We start from the raw sequence: 15,676 nt of genomic DNA, 5'->3' as shown, positions 1-15,676 counted from the left end.
CCAATAGAATAGCTACGATAGGAGCTGTTTGATTGTCAAAGGTGCATCAGAGACTTCCAACCTTTGTGCAGCGGTAAGACCTTGTTTATCCTGATAGCACAAATTATGCCAAGCTCTGAATATATCTAAAAGAGGTAAAATACCAGCAGGTCGTAATTTGCGACGTGGCTCGTTAATGAAGCTTTCGAAAAGAATCTGAAAGCGGTTTTGATAAAACTTCACATGACGAGTTGTCGCAACGTTAAACCATTTTTCAGGCTCATTTTGATCGCCAGCGAGGTAGCAAATGCCTTTGTGGTTTTCGTTTTGACTAGAGATTGCCCAACGATCGCGCCACCAACTCATATAGGCGATATCGACTTTGCCAAAGGGAGTGCTCATGTTCCAACTAGCGTCCTCTTCTACGTACATCAAGTCGACACTTTTCTCTTTAATACGAGGTAAACAAACGCTCAGTGCAGCTGAACGTAGTAGGGGATCTTGAGGCATGTATAGAGATACACGTTTGTTTGGGCAGCACATATCAAGTACGTGCAAATAGTGTGCATACGAGGTGTATGGCGGACGGACTAATGCCCCTTTTGAAGGGTAATGAAATACAGATAGATTACCAAGAGGGTCTTCTACGTTACCGCGAGCCAAAATTGTTTGGTATTTTTGGTCAATTCGCTCTCTGAGGTGATGAGAAGGTTCCGCAAGCGGCTCACTTGCTTCCGCTACGTACTCCTGGGAAACAAAACGAGACACCTCATCGTAAGGGTTATGATCGAGCGTTGCGATTGGCTCTTCATCAGCGGAATAATTGACGTGCTGGCAAAGAATATAGCCAGAATGCGCTTCGCCAGAAACAATCCAATACACACCGTTATTGCTGTTCGGTTGCAATGCAATATAGTTTGAGGCCAATTCATAATGCGTTGCGTGGTTTACCCAGCGCGCATCAATGGTTGCCAGCTTACGGCGGCAGCGGCTAGCTATATGGTCAACATGATCGTAAAAGGTTTTTGGGTTAATACTAAGCTTGCGGCAGATTTCTCGTACGGAATATCCCGTAAACAACAAGCCCATCAAGTTCTCTTGAAACTGAAGCTTCTTGTTGGCACCAGACCACTTGTCGACAAAGGTACTTTGACACACTTTACAGCGGTAACGTTGGCGATCGCCACTGTAACCGAAAGCGTGATAGAGGTGTTTGTGAGTGTGGACAGAAAGTCCAAAGTTGTCGCAATCATCATTACGGCAAGCAGGCAACCCGTCACTGTGGACGTGCCGCAGGCGATGAAGTTCGTTCACGACATCGCGATTATTAAGTAAGGGGGGGAAAGCTCCACATTCACGGCATACCATCGCCGGACGCTTAGGGTTCGCATGTTGCAGAACGTAACGCTTTGCATCACTCAATCCAAAGTTGTCACACGCCAATGTTTTACAAAAGTTGAGTTGTAACCCATCTGCGTCTTTTGGCAGTTCGCCGTTAGACACAATCGCCCCCTCGGGATAATTCGGGCAGCCAGCATAACTCTGGCTGCAAATTATTACTTACTATTTGTTCTTAGATGTTGATTGCAGTTTCTAGTGCAACTTTCATCATGTCGTTGAACGACTTCTGACGCTCTTCTGAGCTTAGTTTTTCACCACGGATGATGTGGTCAGAAACTGTCAGGATAGTCAGTGCTTTCGCGCCTAGGTCAGCTGCTACGCCGTAGATACCAGCCGCTTCCATGTCTACACCTAGGATGCCTAGTTTTTCCATCTTCTCGAAGATGTCTGCTTCTGGTGTGTAGAACAGGTCTGCAGAGAATACGTTACCTACTTTTACAGGCACTTCCTGAGCGCGTGCTTGGTTAACTGCTTCTTCTAGAAGACCGTAATCAGCGATTGCTGCGAAATCGTGGTTGTTGAAACGGATACGGTTAACTTTAGAGTCTGTAGAAGCACCCATACCGATAACAACGTCCATTAGTTTCACGTCGTCACGTACTGCACCACAGCTACCCACACGGATAACGTTTTTCACGCCGTATTCAGCGATTAGCTCGTGTACGTAGATACAGCAAGACGGGATACCCATGCCGTGGCCCATTACAGAAACTTTTTTGCCTTTGTAAGTGCCAGTAAAGCCGAACATGTTGCGAACGTCACAAACTTGTTTCACATCTTCTAGGAACGTTTCAGCGATGTATTTAGCGCGCAACGGGTCGCCTGGCATCAGAACTGTTTCAGCGAAATCACCTGGTTGTGCGTTAATGTGTGGGGTTGCCATAAGTGCTCTCCAAAGTTTTGTTTTGATAAAACGCCTCTATTATAGAACGCTATTACCAATTCTGTTGAACTTGTTCGTTTTCGTTGAGGCAATAATATCGGGACGTACAGTAGCCCCTTGAGAGCTTAGTCACAAAAACCACGCATTTAGAAACTGCAACTCCTATTGATAACTAAATCTGTTGAAACCAAAAGAGCAATCGATTTGCTTTTGAGCAGTTTGTCGATTGCGCGCACAAATTCTTTGTTTTTGGGCCAAACTTTTTTCTGAAAGCTGGTTGATCGAAATACTTTCGAGTGAAGTAAAACGATTAAATTGTACAACTTATTTTCTTGTACAATCTGGAAAGGCTTGCTATAAGTTATACAACAAAACTTTTTGTATAGGGATGCGTCATCATGGAATCTTCAATCAAAGTAGGTATCAGTTCGTGTGTTTTGGGTGAACGAGTGCGTTTTGACTCTGGTCATAAGGTGAGCAACTTTGTGACTAAAGAGCTCAGCCCGTATTTTGACTTTGTTTCGGTATGCCCTGAAGTCGGCGTAGGTATGCCAGTACCCCGTCCAACAATTCGTCTTGTTTCTAATGAAGAGCGTGTTGCATTGGTTGAAACCAAAAATCCAGAAAATGATCATACCGACAATATGCTCACTTACTCGGCCAATAAAGTAGATGAACTTCAAAGCGAGCAGCTTTGTGGTTACATCGTTTGTGCCAAGTCACCAACTTGTGGCATGGAGCGAGTCAAGGTTTACAGCAAGAACAGTGCTGCGAAAGAAGGTGTTGGCTTGTATACACAAACATTGATGCAAAAAATGCCTTGGTTGCCTGTTGAAGAGGATGGCAGACTTAACGACCCTGTATTGAAAGAAAATTTTATTACTCGAGTATTTTGTCTAAATGACTTTTACGACTCGATGGATGGTGAGCCTACTCGTGGCAAAATCATCGACTTTCATTCGCGCTACAAACTGACGTTAATGGCACACCACCCAGAGTCATACCGATCCCTTGGCCGCTTAGTTGCCGATGTCGCTAATTATGAAATTGAAGACTTTTACCAAGAGTATCGTTTAGGACTGATGAAGGCGTTAACGAATCGGGCTAGCCGCAAAAATAACACAAATGTGTTGATGCATTTACAAGGGTACTTCAAACGCTCACTAACTAAAGAAGAAAAAGAAGAGTTAGCGACAGTGATTCACGACTACCGTATTGGAATGCTGCCTCTGCTAGCACCACTTACGTTGATTAAGCATTACTTAAATACTTACCCAGACGAGTATTTATCAAAACAGAAGTTTTTAGAACCGTATCCGCAGGAGATGAGATTACGCTATGGTTTGTAGTTCAGAAGAAAAACTATACGCGATCCGAGATGTCGCAGAAATCACGGGTGTAAAACCAGTTACGCTGAGAGCTTGGCAACGAAGATACAACTTGATCCAACCTCAGCGAACTGAAAAAGGACACAGACTTTATCGCCAGCAAGATCTCGATACGATTCGCGAAGTCCAGAGCTGGCTCGCGAAGGGGATTTCGATTGGTAAAGTGAAGGGGCTGCTAGGAAAAAGCGCCGATGTCGAAGTCAAAAACGAGGTTCGCACACTCGAAGAAGTTGAAAACATGCTGCTTGCGCTGTCTACCCTGAATCGAGGAAAAGCAGAGAGTTTACTTGCCTCTGTTCTTAAAGAGTACCCACTAAAACTCGTTATTGATCAGTTTATTAGCCCAGTATTTGATGCGCTAGATATGGTAAAAGGATCGTTGCGATCCTTGCAGGTGGGGTTATTTCAGACTTGTTTAATCACTCGACTTGCCCTTGTAATCGATTCTGAAAACAAAGCCGCTTCCAAAGGAAAGTGTCTGCTCATTAGCTTTGAACAAAACAGAGAATCTGAGAGTTGGATTCAAGCAGCGAAGCTTTGTGAACAAGGGTATCACACGACTTTGATCGATAAGGTTGATGATGTTTCTGGTCTACTAGATCATGAGGTCATTGAAAATGGTTCGTTTATCTACCTTTTCTCCAATAAAGCACTAGCTGCTAAACAAGTAGCGTCCATCAAAATGCTTCACGCACAGCTAGGTGATCGGATGGGGTGCTCTGAAGTGATAGAGAAATTACACCTAACTTAGTAGACAAAAGATAGGAGCTACCATGATTTTAGTATGGTTTCGACGTGACTTACGTACGTTAGACCACACGGCACTCAAAGCGGCATTGGATTCAGGTCAGCCTGTCGTCGCTTGCTTTATCGCGACGCCAGAGCAGTGGCGGGAGCATCACATGGCGCCGATGCAGGCAGACCTCATTGCTCGTCGCTTAGCTTGTCTTAACGAGGAGCTTGAAAGCCTTAATATTCCCTTTTTGTACAAAGAGGTACCGTCGTTTTCCGATTGTACAGATGTGATTAGTGGGTGGGCGGAAACACTTGAAGCTACGTCTGTCATGGCAAACATTCACTATGAGGTGAACGAACGAGAGCTCGATACACAAGTAAGTGAAGCGTTAGCTTCTCACGATATCGAATTTGAACTGTTTCATGACAAATGTGTGCACGCGCCAACGACGGTTCTTAATAAGCAAGGCGAATATTTTAAGGTGTTTACGCCATTCAAGCGTGCTTGGTTAACGCAGTTCCTTATGCCGACGGTAGTAAAACCTCACAAGCAAGCGCCACTCAATAAAAAGGTACTCGAACAATTAGAGTCGGCTCGATTTAATTCAAGCTTCACATTTAGCTATCCTCGAGAATCCAGTGAAGACTGGCTGGCTTCGACTAATGATATTTTGAAGCAGCTTAGGGAATTTGCACGGGAGCGCAGTGACGCGTATCAAAGCGAGCGAGACTTTCCAGCTATTGATGGCACTAGCCAACTGTCTCCATACCTTGCGATTGGCGCGCTATCACCAAGGCAGTGTATTGCTCGTTTGTATGCTGAAAATCAACAAAATGACCTTACAGAAGGGAAAGCAACTTGGTTAAGTGAGATCATTTGGCGTGAGTTTTATCAGCACCTATTGGTTTTCGAACCAAAACTCGTCAAAGGCAAAGGATTTATCGATTGGGAGGATAAAATCCAGTGGTCCTATGATGAGAAAGCCTTTGAGCGATGGAAGACAGGAAGAACAGGATACCCAATCGTTGATGCAGCAATGCGTCAGCTCAATCAAACAGGTTGGATGCACAATCGATTACGTATGATTGTCGCGAGCTTTCTTACCAAGGACTTACATATTGATTGGCGATGGGGAGAAGCGTACTTCATGAGTAAGCTGGTGGACGGCGATTTTGCAGCGAACAATGGTGGCTGGCAATGGTCTGCTTCTACGGGCTGTGACGGGCAGCCATACTTTCGTATTTTCAACCCGATAAGCCAAGGCGAAAAGTTCGATGCTAATGGTGAATTTGTGCGCCACTGGGTACCAGAAATCAAAAGTGTACCGAACAAATACATCCATAAACCTTGGACTTGGGAGGGCTTTTCTTTACTGGAATATCACAAGCCGATGGTTGATCACAAGACAGAAAGAGAGATAACCTTACAGCTCTTTAAAAGTGCCAAGGAATAGAGTGAAATGCTTAGCAAAAAGCGATCAATGAGTTTCGCAAAACGTACCCTGCTATCTGTGTCGTTATCTTTAGTGAGTGGTCTATCATTCGCTAAGATGTACGAATTACCAGAGGATGGAAGCCGTTTAATTGGTCGCCTTGAAAACCACGTCGTTCAAGAAGGCGAAACCATGGCAAATATCGCTAAGCTCTACGATGTGGGTATGCTAGGTTTAATGGCCGCAAACAAAGGCGTGGATCCCTTCTTACCAGAAGAGGGGCATGTTCTTACTATTCCGACACAGCTAATCCTCCCAGACGTACCTTATAAAGGTATCGTTATTAATCTAGCCGAGCTGCGCTTATATTACTTTCCGGAAGGAGAGGATATTGTCCATGTATTTCCTGTCGGAATTGGCCGAATAGGGCGCGATACCCCAGTAATGACAACGCGTATCAGCCAAAAACGACCGAACCCTACATGGACTCCTCCAGCCTCTATTCGTGCCGAGTACAAAGCAAAGGGCATTGACCTACCAGCCGTTGTTCCTGCGGGGCCTGATAATCCGCTTGGTATGTTTGCATTGCGTTTAGCTTACGGAAACGGCGAATACCTAATTCATGGTACCAACAAGGACTTTGGGATTGGTATGCGAGTCAGCGCGGGTTGTATTCGTATGGACCCAAGTGACATTGAGTGGTTATTTGACAAGGTTCGTAACGGCGAAGACGTTAACATCATTAACCAGCCTATCAAAATGACACTTGAACCTGACAGAAGTGTGTTCTTAGAAGCACATGAGCCTTTGACTCGTAGTAATGGCGAGAAAGATGAACTCAAAGTGCCGAAAGAGTTAAAGTGGTGGCTGGATGAATTCGGTATGAAAAACGTGAAGGCTAAAGCAGCAATCGCTGCACAGAATGGGGTTCCTGTCGAAATAACCGCGCCTTAACGGGCGTTAAGACGCGGTATCAAATCTTACTTCGTGTAAGACTGAGCGATGTTATCGATACGCTCGTTAGCACGCTCAGCTTCTTCTTGAGCAGCCATTGCTGCTGCGCCTGATTTTTGAACGTCAGATTGAAGAGCTTGTACGTCTTGGCTTAGTTGGCTAACTTGGTTGCTTAGTTCGTCTAATTTTGCTGCATTTGCTGTAGCTGCGTCATCAGAAGAAGCACAACCGGCTAGTAGAAGTACTGAAGTTGCTGCAGCTGCGATCAACGTTTTGTTCATATAAGAACTCCTTGCTTATAGTGAAAGTCTCGCCACCAACTATTATTTTATACAGTAGCGAGGTTAAATGTGGTTACATTTTATCAGTACATGATGTAGCAAAAGTCAAAAAAACCCAAGAATTTCATGGAGTACCTGACGTCAACTTTTACCTGAGCTTAACAAAGGTGAATAGTCTATCTTCTCCCTCGCTCTCACAACAGTTTTCATAGCAGGTGTATTTGCCACGTTCCTGATATCAATAATTTAGACGATATTGACACAAATGAAAGTTTATTGGCCCAAATAACTGCTATTTACGTCGTTTTGTTGAAGAATAGAAGACATATCTGAAAGGCCTTTCATTAAACTTCACGTTCAGATGCACATCAAAAAGGCTAGGGTTTACTCTGAACTGAGCCACAAATGATGTTTTACCGTCACCACAGGGAATTAGTTTGTGTGATCTCTATCTATACTCCTATGATTTGCGGTATTATACCGAGCTTTATTTTTTTGCTGCGTTAGAGCGGAAACGACACTACAGAGCGCTCAGACGCTGACTGATTTATTGGAGAATACTTTGCAATTTAAAGATCTAGGCCTAGACAACCGATTGTTGAAGAACCTAAAACACTACGATTTTAAAAAAGCGACTGACATTCAGCAGCAGGCGATTCCTGTTGCGATTGCAGGCAAGGATCTATTGGCATCTTCGAAAACGGGTTCGGGCAAGACTTTGGCGTTTGTATTGCCAATGCTTCATAAGTCTTTAAAGACAAAATCGTTTTCTGCGAAAGACCCTCGCGCGGTTATCCTTGCTCCTACTCGTGAGTTAGCGAAACAAGTATATGGTGAGCTTCGTTCTATGCTAGCTGGCCTATCTTATGAAGCAGCACTGATTTTGGGTGGTGAGAACTTTAACGATCAGGTAAAAGCTCTGCGTCGTTACCCGAAATTTATCGTGGCGACACCAGGACGTTTGGCTGATCACTTAGATCATCGTTCGCTTTATCTGGATGGTTTGGAAACGCTGATTCTTGACGAAGCAGACCGTATGTTGGATTTGGGCTTTGCACCAGAGCTTCGTCGCATTCATAAAGCAGCCAAGCATCGTCGTCGTCAAACGTTGATGTTCTCTGCGACATTAGATCATGCAGACGTCAATGAAATCGCGGCTGAAATGCTCAATACGCCAAAGCGTATTGCTATCGGCGTTTCTAACGAAGAACATAAAGATATTACGCAAAAATTTTACTTGTGTGATCACCTGGATCATAAAGAGGCAATTTTAGATCGTGTTCTTTCTGAGGCTGAATACCGTCAAGTTATTATCTTTACGGCAACGCGTGATGATACTGAGCGACTAACAGAAAAGCTGAACGAAAAGAAACTGAAGGCTGTAGCACTAAGTGGTAACTTGAACCAGACTCAACGTAACACCATTATGAGTCAGTTTGAGCGCGCAGTGTTTAAGATCCTTGTAACGACTGATGTTGCTTCCCGCGGTTTGGATATTGCAACTGTGACACACGTCATCAACTTCGATATGCCAAAGCATACCGAAGAATACGTACACCGAGTTGGTCGTACTGGTCGTGCTGGCAACAAAGGGGATGCAATCTCTCTTGTTGGTCCAAAAGACTGGGATAGCTTTAAACGTGTAGAAGCATACCTACAACAAGATCTTGAGTTTTCAGTGTTCGAAGATTTGAAAGGTAAGTTTAAAGGCCTTAAGCCACCTAAACCAGATTTTCGCAATAAGAAAGCGACCGCAAAGAAAGCTCGCCCTCAAGCGAAAAAGTCGGCGAAAAAACCAGCTAAGCGTGACAAGAGCTTCTACAAAAACGTATCTGTGGGTGATGATGTCTTCATCCCTAAGAAAAAACCAGCGGCACCGAGCTCTGAAGAGTAAAAGCTGCTGTAGTTTCCCATTGATTTTAGTTCTTAAAAATCCGAGTGTTCGCACTCGGATTTTTTATGTCTGTCGCTAGGTGAAATAGCGCCTTTCCATACTCACTCGTTTGTCAGCTTTTATATTTGTCTGGTTGTATATAAACAGCATAGAACGCTAATTTAGGAAGTTATTAAGTTTTATTACCTCGGTCAAAGCAAACGTTTTTCCTCACACACTAGATAAAAATCTCACATGATTGTGAAAATGATAATTGATCTCATTTTTATTTAAGGGCAGAATACGCGCCATTGTATTAATCCTATAAATGAATTCGCTCTCTATATGAAACTTACTCATGTTTTTTTAGGGCTCATAATTACCTCTAGTTCTGGCTTTGCTGCTGATGATTTCAACTGGCTTCGAGATGATGCTCGTAAAGATGAGCGAGTTCTTACCTACCTAACAGAACAAAACCACAAAACTGAACAGCACCAAAAAAGTTATCAGACGTTGACAAAAAACCTACTCACGCAGTGGGATACCATGGTGGCAGACAAAGGTGATAAGCCATGGTCGATCATGAGTGGAAGAGAGTGGACGCTAACGCGTCGCGATGGTCGTTACTTACTATTATCCCGTGCGAGTCAACATGCACCAGAAAACGTGGTGTTCGATTTCGATGAACGACAATCTGCGCATCAGTACTACCAACTTGGTCAATGGCAAGTGAATGGTGACACGCTCCTTTTCACGGAAGATATCGACGGTAGCGAACAATATCGTGCTGTGGTTGTTGATTTACTCTCCGGCCAATCTACGGAACTGGCGACGCACGTCGATAGTGGCGTATTGTTGTCACCTAACGGGAAAGTGGCATTCCTCGTTGCAAAAGAAAAGCGCACTCAGCGACCTCATCAGATCTTACGTATCTCCACTGAATCTTTGGCAAAAACAGTCCTATGGAATGAACCCAAGTCAGATTGGTTACTATCTTTCTATCGTGCGGCAGATAGCCGTTATGCTGTGCTGCAAAGCAACAACGAGTCAACAACAGAGCAGAAGCTTGTCGATCTAGAAACGGGCACTGTCTCAGATTCATTGCGAAAGCCTGAAGTGGGTGTGGAATATTACGCGGATGTGGCGAAAGGTTACATTTATCTGAAAAGCAACTTTGAAGGAAAGTTCGCCCTTTACCAAGCCGAACTCGCACCGCTTGGCGCAACATGGCAACGCTTCACCAATCCTCGTGAGCCGCTTGAACAGTTCTACCTTTATGATGCAGGAGTTGTGGCACTTAGCAAGCCAAACAATGTGTCGACTTTGACGGTGTATTCTTACCAAGGTCAGGAAAAAGTGATACTGCCATTGGAACACGATGGTAATGTCGCTTGGCTAAGCACGTTGGGCGATTTTGAATCAAACAAAATTCGTATCCGAAGCATGTCGATGACTACGCCTCCTCAGTGGGAAGAGTTCGATGTAAAAACGCTGAATAAATCCTTGTACTCTCAAGATGCTTACCAAGACTTTGATAGTCAGCGTTATGTAACCCAACGTATTTTTATTAAGCACGACGGCGTTTCTGTCCCGGTCTCTTTGGCGTATCGCAAAGACAAATTGCACCCACAATCTCCTGTGTTGATTTACGGTTACGGCGCGTATGGTTTTACGATGAAACCGTACTTTATGCCTCAGGTTATCAGTTTACTCGACCAAGGTGTGATTTACGCTATCGCCCATGTCCGTGGCGGTGGGTACTTTGGCGATGAATGGCACGAGCAAGGCCGTGGTGTGCGAAAAGCCAATTCTATTGGTGATTTTGTCGCGGCCGCGAAGGCGCTGCAAACATTCGAACGTGGCAATAGAGAGGTTTTCGCCATCGGTTCTAGTGCTGGTGGTACGTTGGTGGCCGGAGCGGTTAATCAAGATCCTAAATTGTTTTCAGGTGTCGTACTTAAAGTGCCTTTTGTTGATGTGGTTGCAAGTATGTCGGATACCTCACTTCCGCTTACCACACAGCAGTATGGCGAATGGGGTAACCCAACCAAACCTGAACAATTGGCGTTAATGAAGGCGTACGATCCGATTCTCAATATCCATAAAAACGCTTACCCACCCATGTTGGTTCAAGTCGGTTTAATCGATCAGCGCGTGCCATATTGGGAAGGCGCAAAGTATCTCGCTAAAGTTTCAGCGTTAAGTGAGCGCAACGGGCCGTACTTGTTGCAAACTAATTTTAATTCGGGCCACCAAATGGACCCGCGACAAGCGCAAGAACAACAAGCAAAAGAATACGCATTTCTACTATCACTCATTAAAACATCTAAAGCGGAGCAGTAAATGAAGCTTACCCCAGTGTCAGCGGCAGTACTTTTGGTACTTGCTGCCAGTCAAGTGCACGCCGAATCTAAGGTTTTCTCAATGGAAGAGGTGGTGGTAACCGCCAATAAAATCGATCAGCCATTGTCAAAAGTGGCAGGTAGTGTCGCGGTTATCACAAACGAGCAAATCGAAGAAAGAGGCGAGACCGAGCTATATGACGTGCTGCGTAACGAACCTGGTGTAAGCGTGACGGGCGGTGCAGGACGTCCGCAAAACATTACCATCCGTGGTATGACGGGTAACCGCATTATGATCGTTCGTGATGGCATTCGTTCTGCGGATGGCTTCGGTGCGAATGACATTAATGATGCAGTTGGGCGAGATACTTTTGATTTATCCAATTTTGAATCGCTGCAAATCATTAAAGGTGCAAGCTCTTCGGTGCATGGCTCTGGCGCAATCGGCGGTGTGGTGATTTTAGAATCCAGTCAGCCGGGTGATTTCTTAAAAGACAAAGACTTCTATACCGATGTATCCGGTACTTACACGGACATCAGTAACAAGTACAAAGGCACGAGTAATCTAGCTTTCCGCTCCGGTGATACAGAGAGTTTGTTTAACGTTTCATACTGGCAAGGGCAAGAGACACGTAACTTTGATGAAGATTTGTATAACCGCGATCTAGATGGTTATAGCGGTGCTTATACGATCAACCACTTTTTCAATGAAGAGGTGATGTTGAAAGCCAAAGCGGAACTCTACACCCAGAATCAAGAGCGTTTGGAGGGTTCACCGTCCATTCAACCTGATGGCATCTGGCATATTGAAGACTTTGCTGAAGATGAAACCTCCGAAGAGTACAGCGCTTACATTGGCGCAGAGGTGACACCGATTAATCCAACTTGGTTCGAAGAGTTGGATACCAAAGTTTACTGGCGTCACACCGAAGTCGTGGAAGACACCAATCGTTTAATGCGCCAGGTGGATCACAATGGTTTGATCACCAAACGTCGCGAGCTGGAACACAAAACCTTCATTGACGAAACAATTGGCTTCCGTGGCGATTTCACCAATACGATTTATGCAGCAAATGCTGAGCACCAATTGGCTTACGGTGTTGAGCTTTCTACAGACTATTACGAGCGCACAGATAGCGACTCCAAGATTGATTGGAACGGAGTAACACCTTCGACCAAACAACCTTTCGCTCCTGCTCGTGCTTATAACATTGGCTTGTATGTCCGAGACATGGTGGAACTGGATAAATGGACCATCACAGGTGGCGTACGCTTTGATGCGCACCGTCTCACGCCAGACGGTGCGGGTGAAGTGGGCGGCTTCCCATTAAAAGACATGGATAGCTCAGAGGTATCTCCAAGTCTTTCGGTTTCTCGTGAAATGTTTGCCAACAACATCGCTTATGTATCTTATAACCATGGTTACCGTGCTCCGGAATACGATAAAGCGTATGGCTTCGTAAGCCACGACTTTGTGCCGCTCACGCCGTTTGTCATTGCACCAAACATGGATCTAGAAGCTGAAACTTCCGACTCATTTGAAATCGGTAACAAGTTCGATAACGGTCGTGCGTATGTCTATGCGTCTTTGTTCTACAACAAGTTTGAAAACTTCATCGACGTTGTGACCACGGGCTTTGACTCAAGCAATGGTAATTACATTAAACAATACCAAAACCTCGATGGTGTCGAGACGTATGGTGCAGAGCTTTCTGCAGGTTACGCGATCACTAAGCGATGGAACATCAGCACCAAGTTTGGCTACGTAGATGGCAAAGACGCGGAAGGTGAATACGTTCGAAGCATTACGCCATTCGAAGGTAACGCTCAACTGAAATACGCCGACCAAGACTTCAATGCTTACGTGGCTTGGAACTGGGCCGCGGCAATGGATCGCGTTCCTAAATGCCAGACCACGCTTGGTCTAGCGACAGATTGCGCGCAGACAAGTGCGTGGAATACGTTTGATATCGGCGCAACTTACCACGTTTCCAAAGACCTTCGTGTTAGCGCAAACATCATCAACCTATTCGACAAAGAATACATCCGATACCAAGACGTAGCGGGTATCGTTGAGGAAAGTAAGCGTTACTCAACTGAGCCAGGGCGCTACTTCACGCTGACTGCAAAATACGAATTCTAGGACGAAATCATGAAGCTAAAACCATTGGCGTTTTCACTGCTTATTGCATGTACCCCTGCGGCGCTGGCTGCAGAGTGGGATTATCCCTCAACGGATTCTGTGGTGACCAATGAAGCGCAAGCGAAAACTTATCTAGACAGCCACTACTCAGAAGCGGGCGAGTTTAAGTTCCGTTACAAAACCCAGTCTCAGCTTGGCAAGCATTACAATTTTGATGTTTGGGTTAACGGTGAATATCAAGCACAGCGTGCCCTCGTAGTAACAACCGATAAAAATCATTACGTTGTGCGAGTGTTTAAGAGCCTTGACGATACGATCATTCGCAACGGTAAACCAACGGTTGCAATGGAATTGGAATCGCCTCGCCAACTGCAAGCACAAGAGCCACCGGCTTTGAGCTCTGGAAGTCTGGTTGATGTTGAGGTTTCTTTATTCAACCCAGATCTTCGCACCATGCAACAGCAAGCAGCACCAGAATCGACGTGGCCAGCACTGTCCGATTACCCTCAGCCGATCGAGTACGTAACCAAGTCGATTGAGGTTTTAAAGTCCGGCGGTAAGTTCTATCTCTCTAACCCAAGATTAAAGCAAGTGGATGCGACGGGCTTATTTGCAGCCCCAGCACCTGGTGAAGCGCCTGTACTCGATACGTTGGACTTTCTCAGCGCAGAAGGGGTTCAAGCATTTGACAGTGTTGATGAGATGCAAAGCACCGAGTTTGGTGACAGTGCGTTCCCACAGTTGATGGCTTTTTATCATCTTGATAGCTCGATCCAATATCTGACAAGCCTGACTTACGACTTGTTTGATGAACCACTTCGCTTTGATGCTCGCGGTTTATCAAAAGATAACTCTACTTACTATTACGGTCCAAAAGCACTCATGCTGGGTGTTGGTGGTGTTTCTCCGGATGCAGTCGATGCTGATGTAGTGATACACGAGCTTGGGCATGGCATTCATTACCAAATCGTACCGGATTGGGCGTACGGTCACACTGGTGCTATCGCAGAGGGTTTTGCTGATTACTGGGCGGGCAGCGCGAGCTACCGAACTCAATATTTGGATGCTTCGCGTCGTGGTCAAGAATTCGAGTTAGATACGGTGTTCAACTGGGACGGTGTGTTCGGAACACGCAAAACAACTCGTAGCTTATGGAACCAAAGAGCACGTTACTTCGAGAGCTCAGAGTATCCAGCGCATGTCAGTGTGGGCGGTGAACTAGGTGACGAGCTATGGTCAACGCCGCTGTTTCAAGCGCTTAAAGCATCGGTTGAACGATACGGTGATGATACCGATAAGGTGTTCCGCGAGTTTGACGCCATTGTACTTGAAGGTATGTACGGCATTGGTCGTGGCGTGAAAATGCATGATCTGGCGGAATCGACCGTGTTTGCCGCAAACACCTTGTTCCCAAATAAAGACTACGCCCAATTCCTGACGGACAGCTTCAACAGACATAACTTACTTAAAGCGCCTCTTCGTGTTCGCTATGACGCTCGATACATCGCACAAGGTCAAGACGTTGGTTTGAGCCTGAGCCAAACTGGCCGTGAAGCGAGCATCAAAGGGCAATGGCAGCTAAATAACGCATCCGTTTTCGACTTTGATGAAACGCTTTCTGATTCGACCTCAATGAAGGTGGCGTTACCAAGCGGTCTGAGGTGTGGCACGCAATTCGATTCTTCTATTTCATTGGATTACCAATTTGCAGAAGGCCTAAAGACTCACCAGTGGAGTGATAAGGTGATGCTGGTTAATGGTACGCCAGAGCTCGATATCCAGCCTCAACCAGTGAACTCCGCTTTGCCGGAACAGGGCGACAGACTGTTCTCTCAGACGCTATCGGACAAGTCACGCACGATTGATGATTCGTTTGCGGTTTACCTGAACATCGAGCATGACTCACTGCAAGATCTGCAAGTGACGCTAGTGTCTCCACAAGGCAAATCGGTCGTGCTACTTAGCCATCAATCAAGCAATACCAAAGGATTTAAAGGTTACTTCACCGCTCAGTATGACGAGGAGTTACGAGCACTTGTCGGTCAACCGAGTTGGGGTACTTGGCGTCTCAAAGTGTCTGACCGCGTGTCAGGGAATTCTGGGGTGTTGAAAGAGTGGGGTGTGAGTCACTTTGCTCAGTATCAGTGTAGTGCTGATACCACTAAAGAAAGCAGTGGCGGTGATTCAGGTGGCAGTGGTTCGCCTTGGACCTTGTTAGGACTTGTCCTGCTTTCAATGGTGAGAGTGATTCGCTCTCGTTAATT

Annotated in this window: 11 protein-coding genes; 8 read left to right on the top strand and 3 right to left on the bottom strand. The window is 45.5% G+C overall.

Annotation, left to right across the window (positions count from 1 at the left end; genetic code table 11):
- Nucleotides 1-12: 12 nt before the first annotated feature.
- Together R7Q48_RS04570 and deoD are read right to left on the bottom strand one after the other, a co-directional pair.
- The gene (locus R7Q48_RS04570; protein WP_256903363.1) at nucleotides 13-1,482 is read right to left on the bottom strand and encodes a lactate dehydrogenase; all 1,470 of its coding nucleotides are present in this window, start codon (nucleotides 1,480-1,482) and stop codon (nucleotides 13-15) included.
- Nucleotides 1,483-1,552: 70 nt separating this feature from the next.
- Complete coding sequence (deoD, locus tag R7Q48_RS04565; RefSeq protein WP_005375140.1) at nucleotides 1,553-2,263, bottom strand: purine-nucleoside phosphorylase; 711 nt, start codon at nucleotides 2,261-2,263, stop codon at nucleotides 1,553-1,555.
- A gap of 398 nt (nucleotides 2,264-2,661) precedes the next feature.
- Between deoD and R7Q48_RS04560 the strand changes: the two genes are divergently transcribed.
- Genes R7Q48_RS04560 through R7Q48_RS04545 form a run of 4 tightly spaced genes read left to right on the top strand, consistent with a single transcriptional unit; the run spans nucleotide 2,662 to nucleotide 6,773 of the window.
- Complete coding sequence (locus tag R7Q48_RS04560) at nucleotides 2,662-3,612, top strand: YbgA family protein (RefSeq protein WP_005383935.1); 951 nt, start codon at nucleotides 2,662-2,664, stop codon at nucleotides 3,610-3,612.
- Entirely contained in the window at nucleotides 3,602-4,402 is an 801-nt protein-coding gene (locus R7Q48_RS04555; RefSeq protein WP_005375142.1) for a MerR family transcriptional regulator, read from the top strand. The genes R7Q48_RS04560 and R7Q48_RS04555 overlap by 11 nt, the downstream gene beginning before the upstream one ends.
- 22 nt (nucleotides 4,403-4,424) lie before the next feature.
- Nucleotides 4,425-5,840, top strand: coding sequence for a deoxyribodipyrimidine photo-lyase (gene phrB / locus R7Q48_RS04550; RefSeq protein ID WP_256903362.1), 1,416 nt, complete (start codon nucleotides 4,425-4,427; stop codon nucleotides 5,838-5,840).
- Between the two features lie 6 nt (nucleotides 5,841-5,846).
- Nucleotides 5,847-6,773, top strand: a complete 927-nt coding sequence (locus tag R7Q48_RS04545) for a L,D-transpeptidase family protein (protein ID WP_256903361.1) — start codon at nucleotides 5,847-5,849, stop codon at nucleotides 6,771-6,773.
- 26 nt (nucleotides 6,774-6,799) lie between these two features.
- On the opposite strand, the gene R7Q48_RS04540 is transcribed toward R7Q48_RS04545, so the two are convergent.
- Entirely contained in the window at nucleotides 6,800-7,054 is a 255-nt protein-coding gene (locus tag R7Q48_RS04540) for an Lpp/OprI family alanine-zipper lipoprotein (RefSeq protein WP_005375145.1), read from the bottom strand.
- Between the two features lie 550 nt (nucleotides 7,055-7,604).
- Between R7Q48_RS04540 and R7Q48_RS04535 the strand changes: the two genes are divergently transcribed.
- The 4 genes from R7Q48_RS04535 to R7Q48_RS04520 all read left to right on the top strand — a co-directional run bounded on the left by R7Q48_RS04535 (nucleotide 7,605) and on the right by R7Q48_RS04520 (nucleotide 15,674).
- Nucleotides 7,605-8,948, top strand: a complete 1,344-nt coding sequence (locus R7Q48_RS04535; RefSeq protein WP_151515347.1) for a DEAD/DEAH box helicase — start codon at nucleotides 7,605-7,607, stop codon at nucleotides 8,946-8,948.
- Between the two features lie 324 nt (nucleotides 8,949-9,272).
- On the top strand, nucleotides 9,273-11,270 hold the full coding sequence (locus tag R7Q48_RS04530) for a prolyl oligopeptidase family serine peptidase (protein WP_256903360.1): 1,998 nt from the start codon (nucleotides 9,273-9,275) through the stop codon (nucleotides 11,268-11,270).
- A complete protein-coding gene (locus tag R7Q48_RS04525) occupies nucleotides 11,271-13,412 on the top strand; it encodes a TonB-dependent hemoglobin/transferrin/lactoferrin family receptor (RefSeq protein WP_256903359.1) in 2,142 nt (713 codons plus the stop codon).
- A 9-nt stretch (nucleotides 13,413-13,421) separates the two neighbouring features.
- The gene (locus tag R7Q48_RS04520) at nucleotides 13,422-15,674 is read left to right on the top strand and encodes a proprotein convertase P-domain-containing protein (RefSeq protein ID WP_256903358.1); all 2,253 of its coding nucleotides are present in this window, start codon (nucleotides 13,422-13,424) and stop codon (nucleotides 15,672-15,674) included.
- Nucleotides 15,675-15,676 lie beyond the last annotated feature (2 nt).

The sequence above is a fragment of the Vibrio sp. 378 genome, from assembly GCF_033339435.1.
Note: the sequence above shows the minus strand (reverse complement) of the source record. Positions and strands in the feature narration are given on the sequence as shown.

Bases quoted from the DNA above. Each gene is read 5' to 3' on its own strand.
- R7Q48_RS04540 (WP_005375145.1), bottom strand. From the start codon at position 7,054: ATGAACAAAACGTTGATCGCAGCTGCAGCAACTTCAGTACTTCTACTA.
- deoD (WP_005375140.1), bottom strand. From the start codon at position 2,263: ATGGCAACCCCACACATTAACGCACAACCAGGTGATTTCGCTGAAACA.
- R7Q48_RS04530 (WP_256903360.1), top strand. From the start codon at position 9,273: ATGAAACTTACTCATGTTTTTTTAGGGCTCATAATTACCTCTAGTTCT.
- phrB (WP_256903362.1), top strand. From the start codon at position 4,425: ATGATTTTAGTATGGTTTCGACGTGACTTACGTACGTTAGACCACACG.
- R7Q48_RS04560 (WP_005383935.1), top strand. From the start codon at position 2,662: ATGGAATCTTCAATCAAAGTAGGTATCAGTTCGTGTGTTTTGGGTGAA.
- R7Q48_RS04555 (WP_005375142.1), top strand. From the start codon at position 3,602: ATGGTTTGTAGTTCAGAAGAAAAACTATACGCGATCCGAGATGTCGCA.
- R7Q48_RS04545 (WP_256903361.1), top strand. From the start codon at position 5,847: ATGCTTAGCAAAAAGCGATCAATGAGTTTCGCAAAACGTACCCTGCTA.
- R7Q48_RS04525 (WP_256903359.1), top strand. From the start codon at position 11,271: ATGAAGCTTACCCCAGTGTCAGCGGCAGTACTTTTGGTACTTGCTGCC.
- R7Q48_RS04520 (WP_256903358.1), top strand. From the start codon at position 13,422: ATGAAGCTAAAACCATTGGCGTTTTCACTGCTTATTGCATGTACCCCT.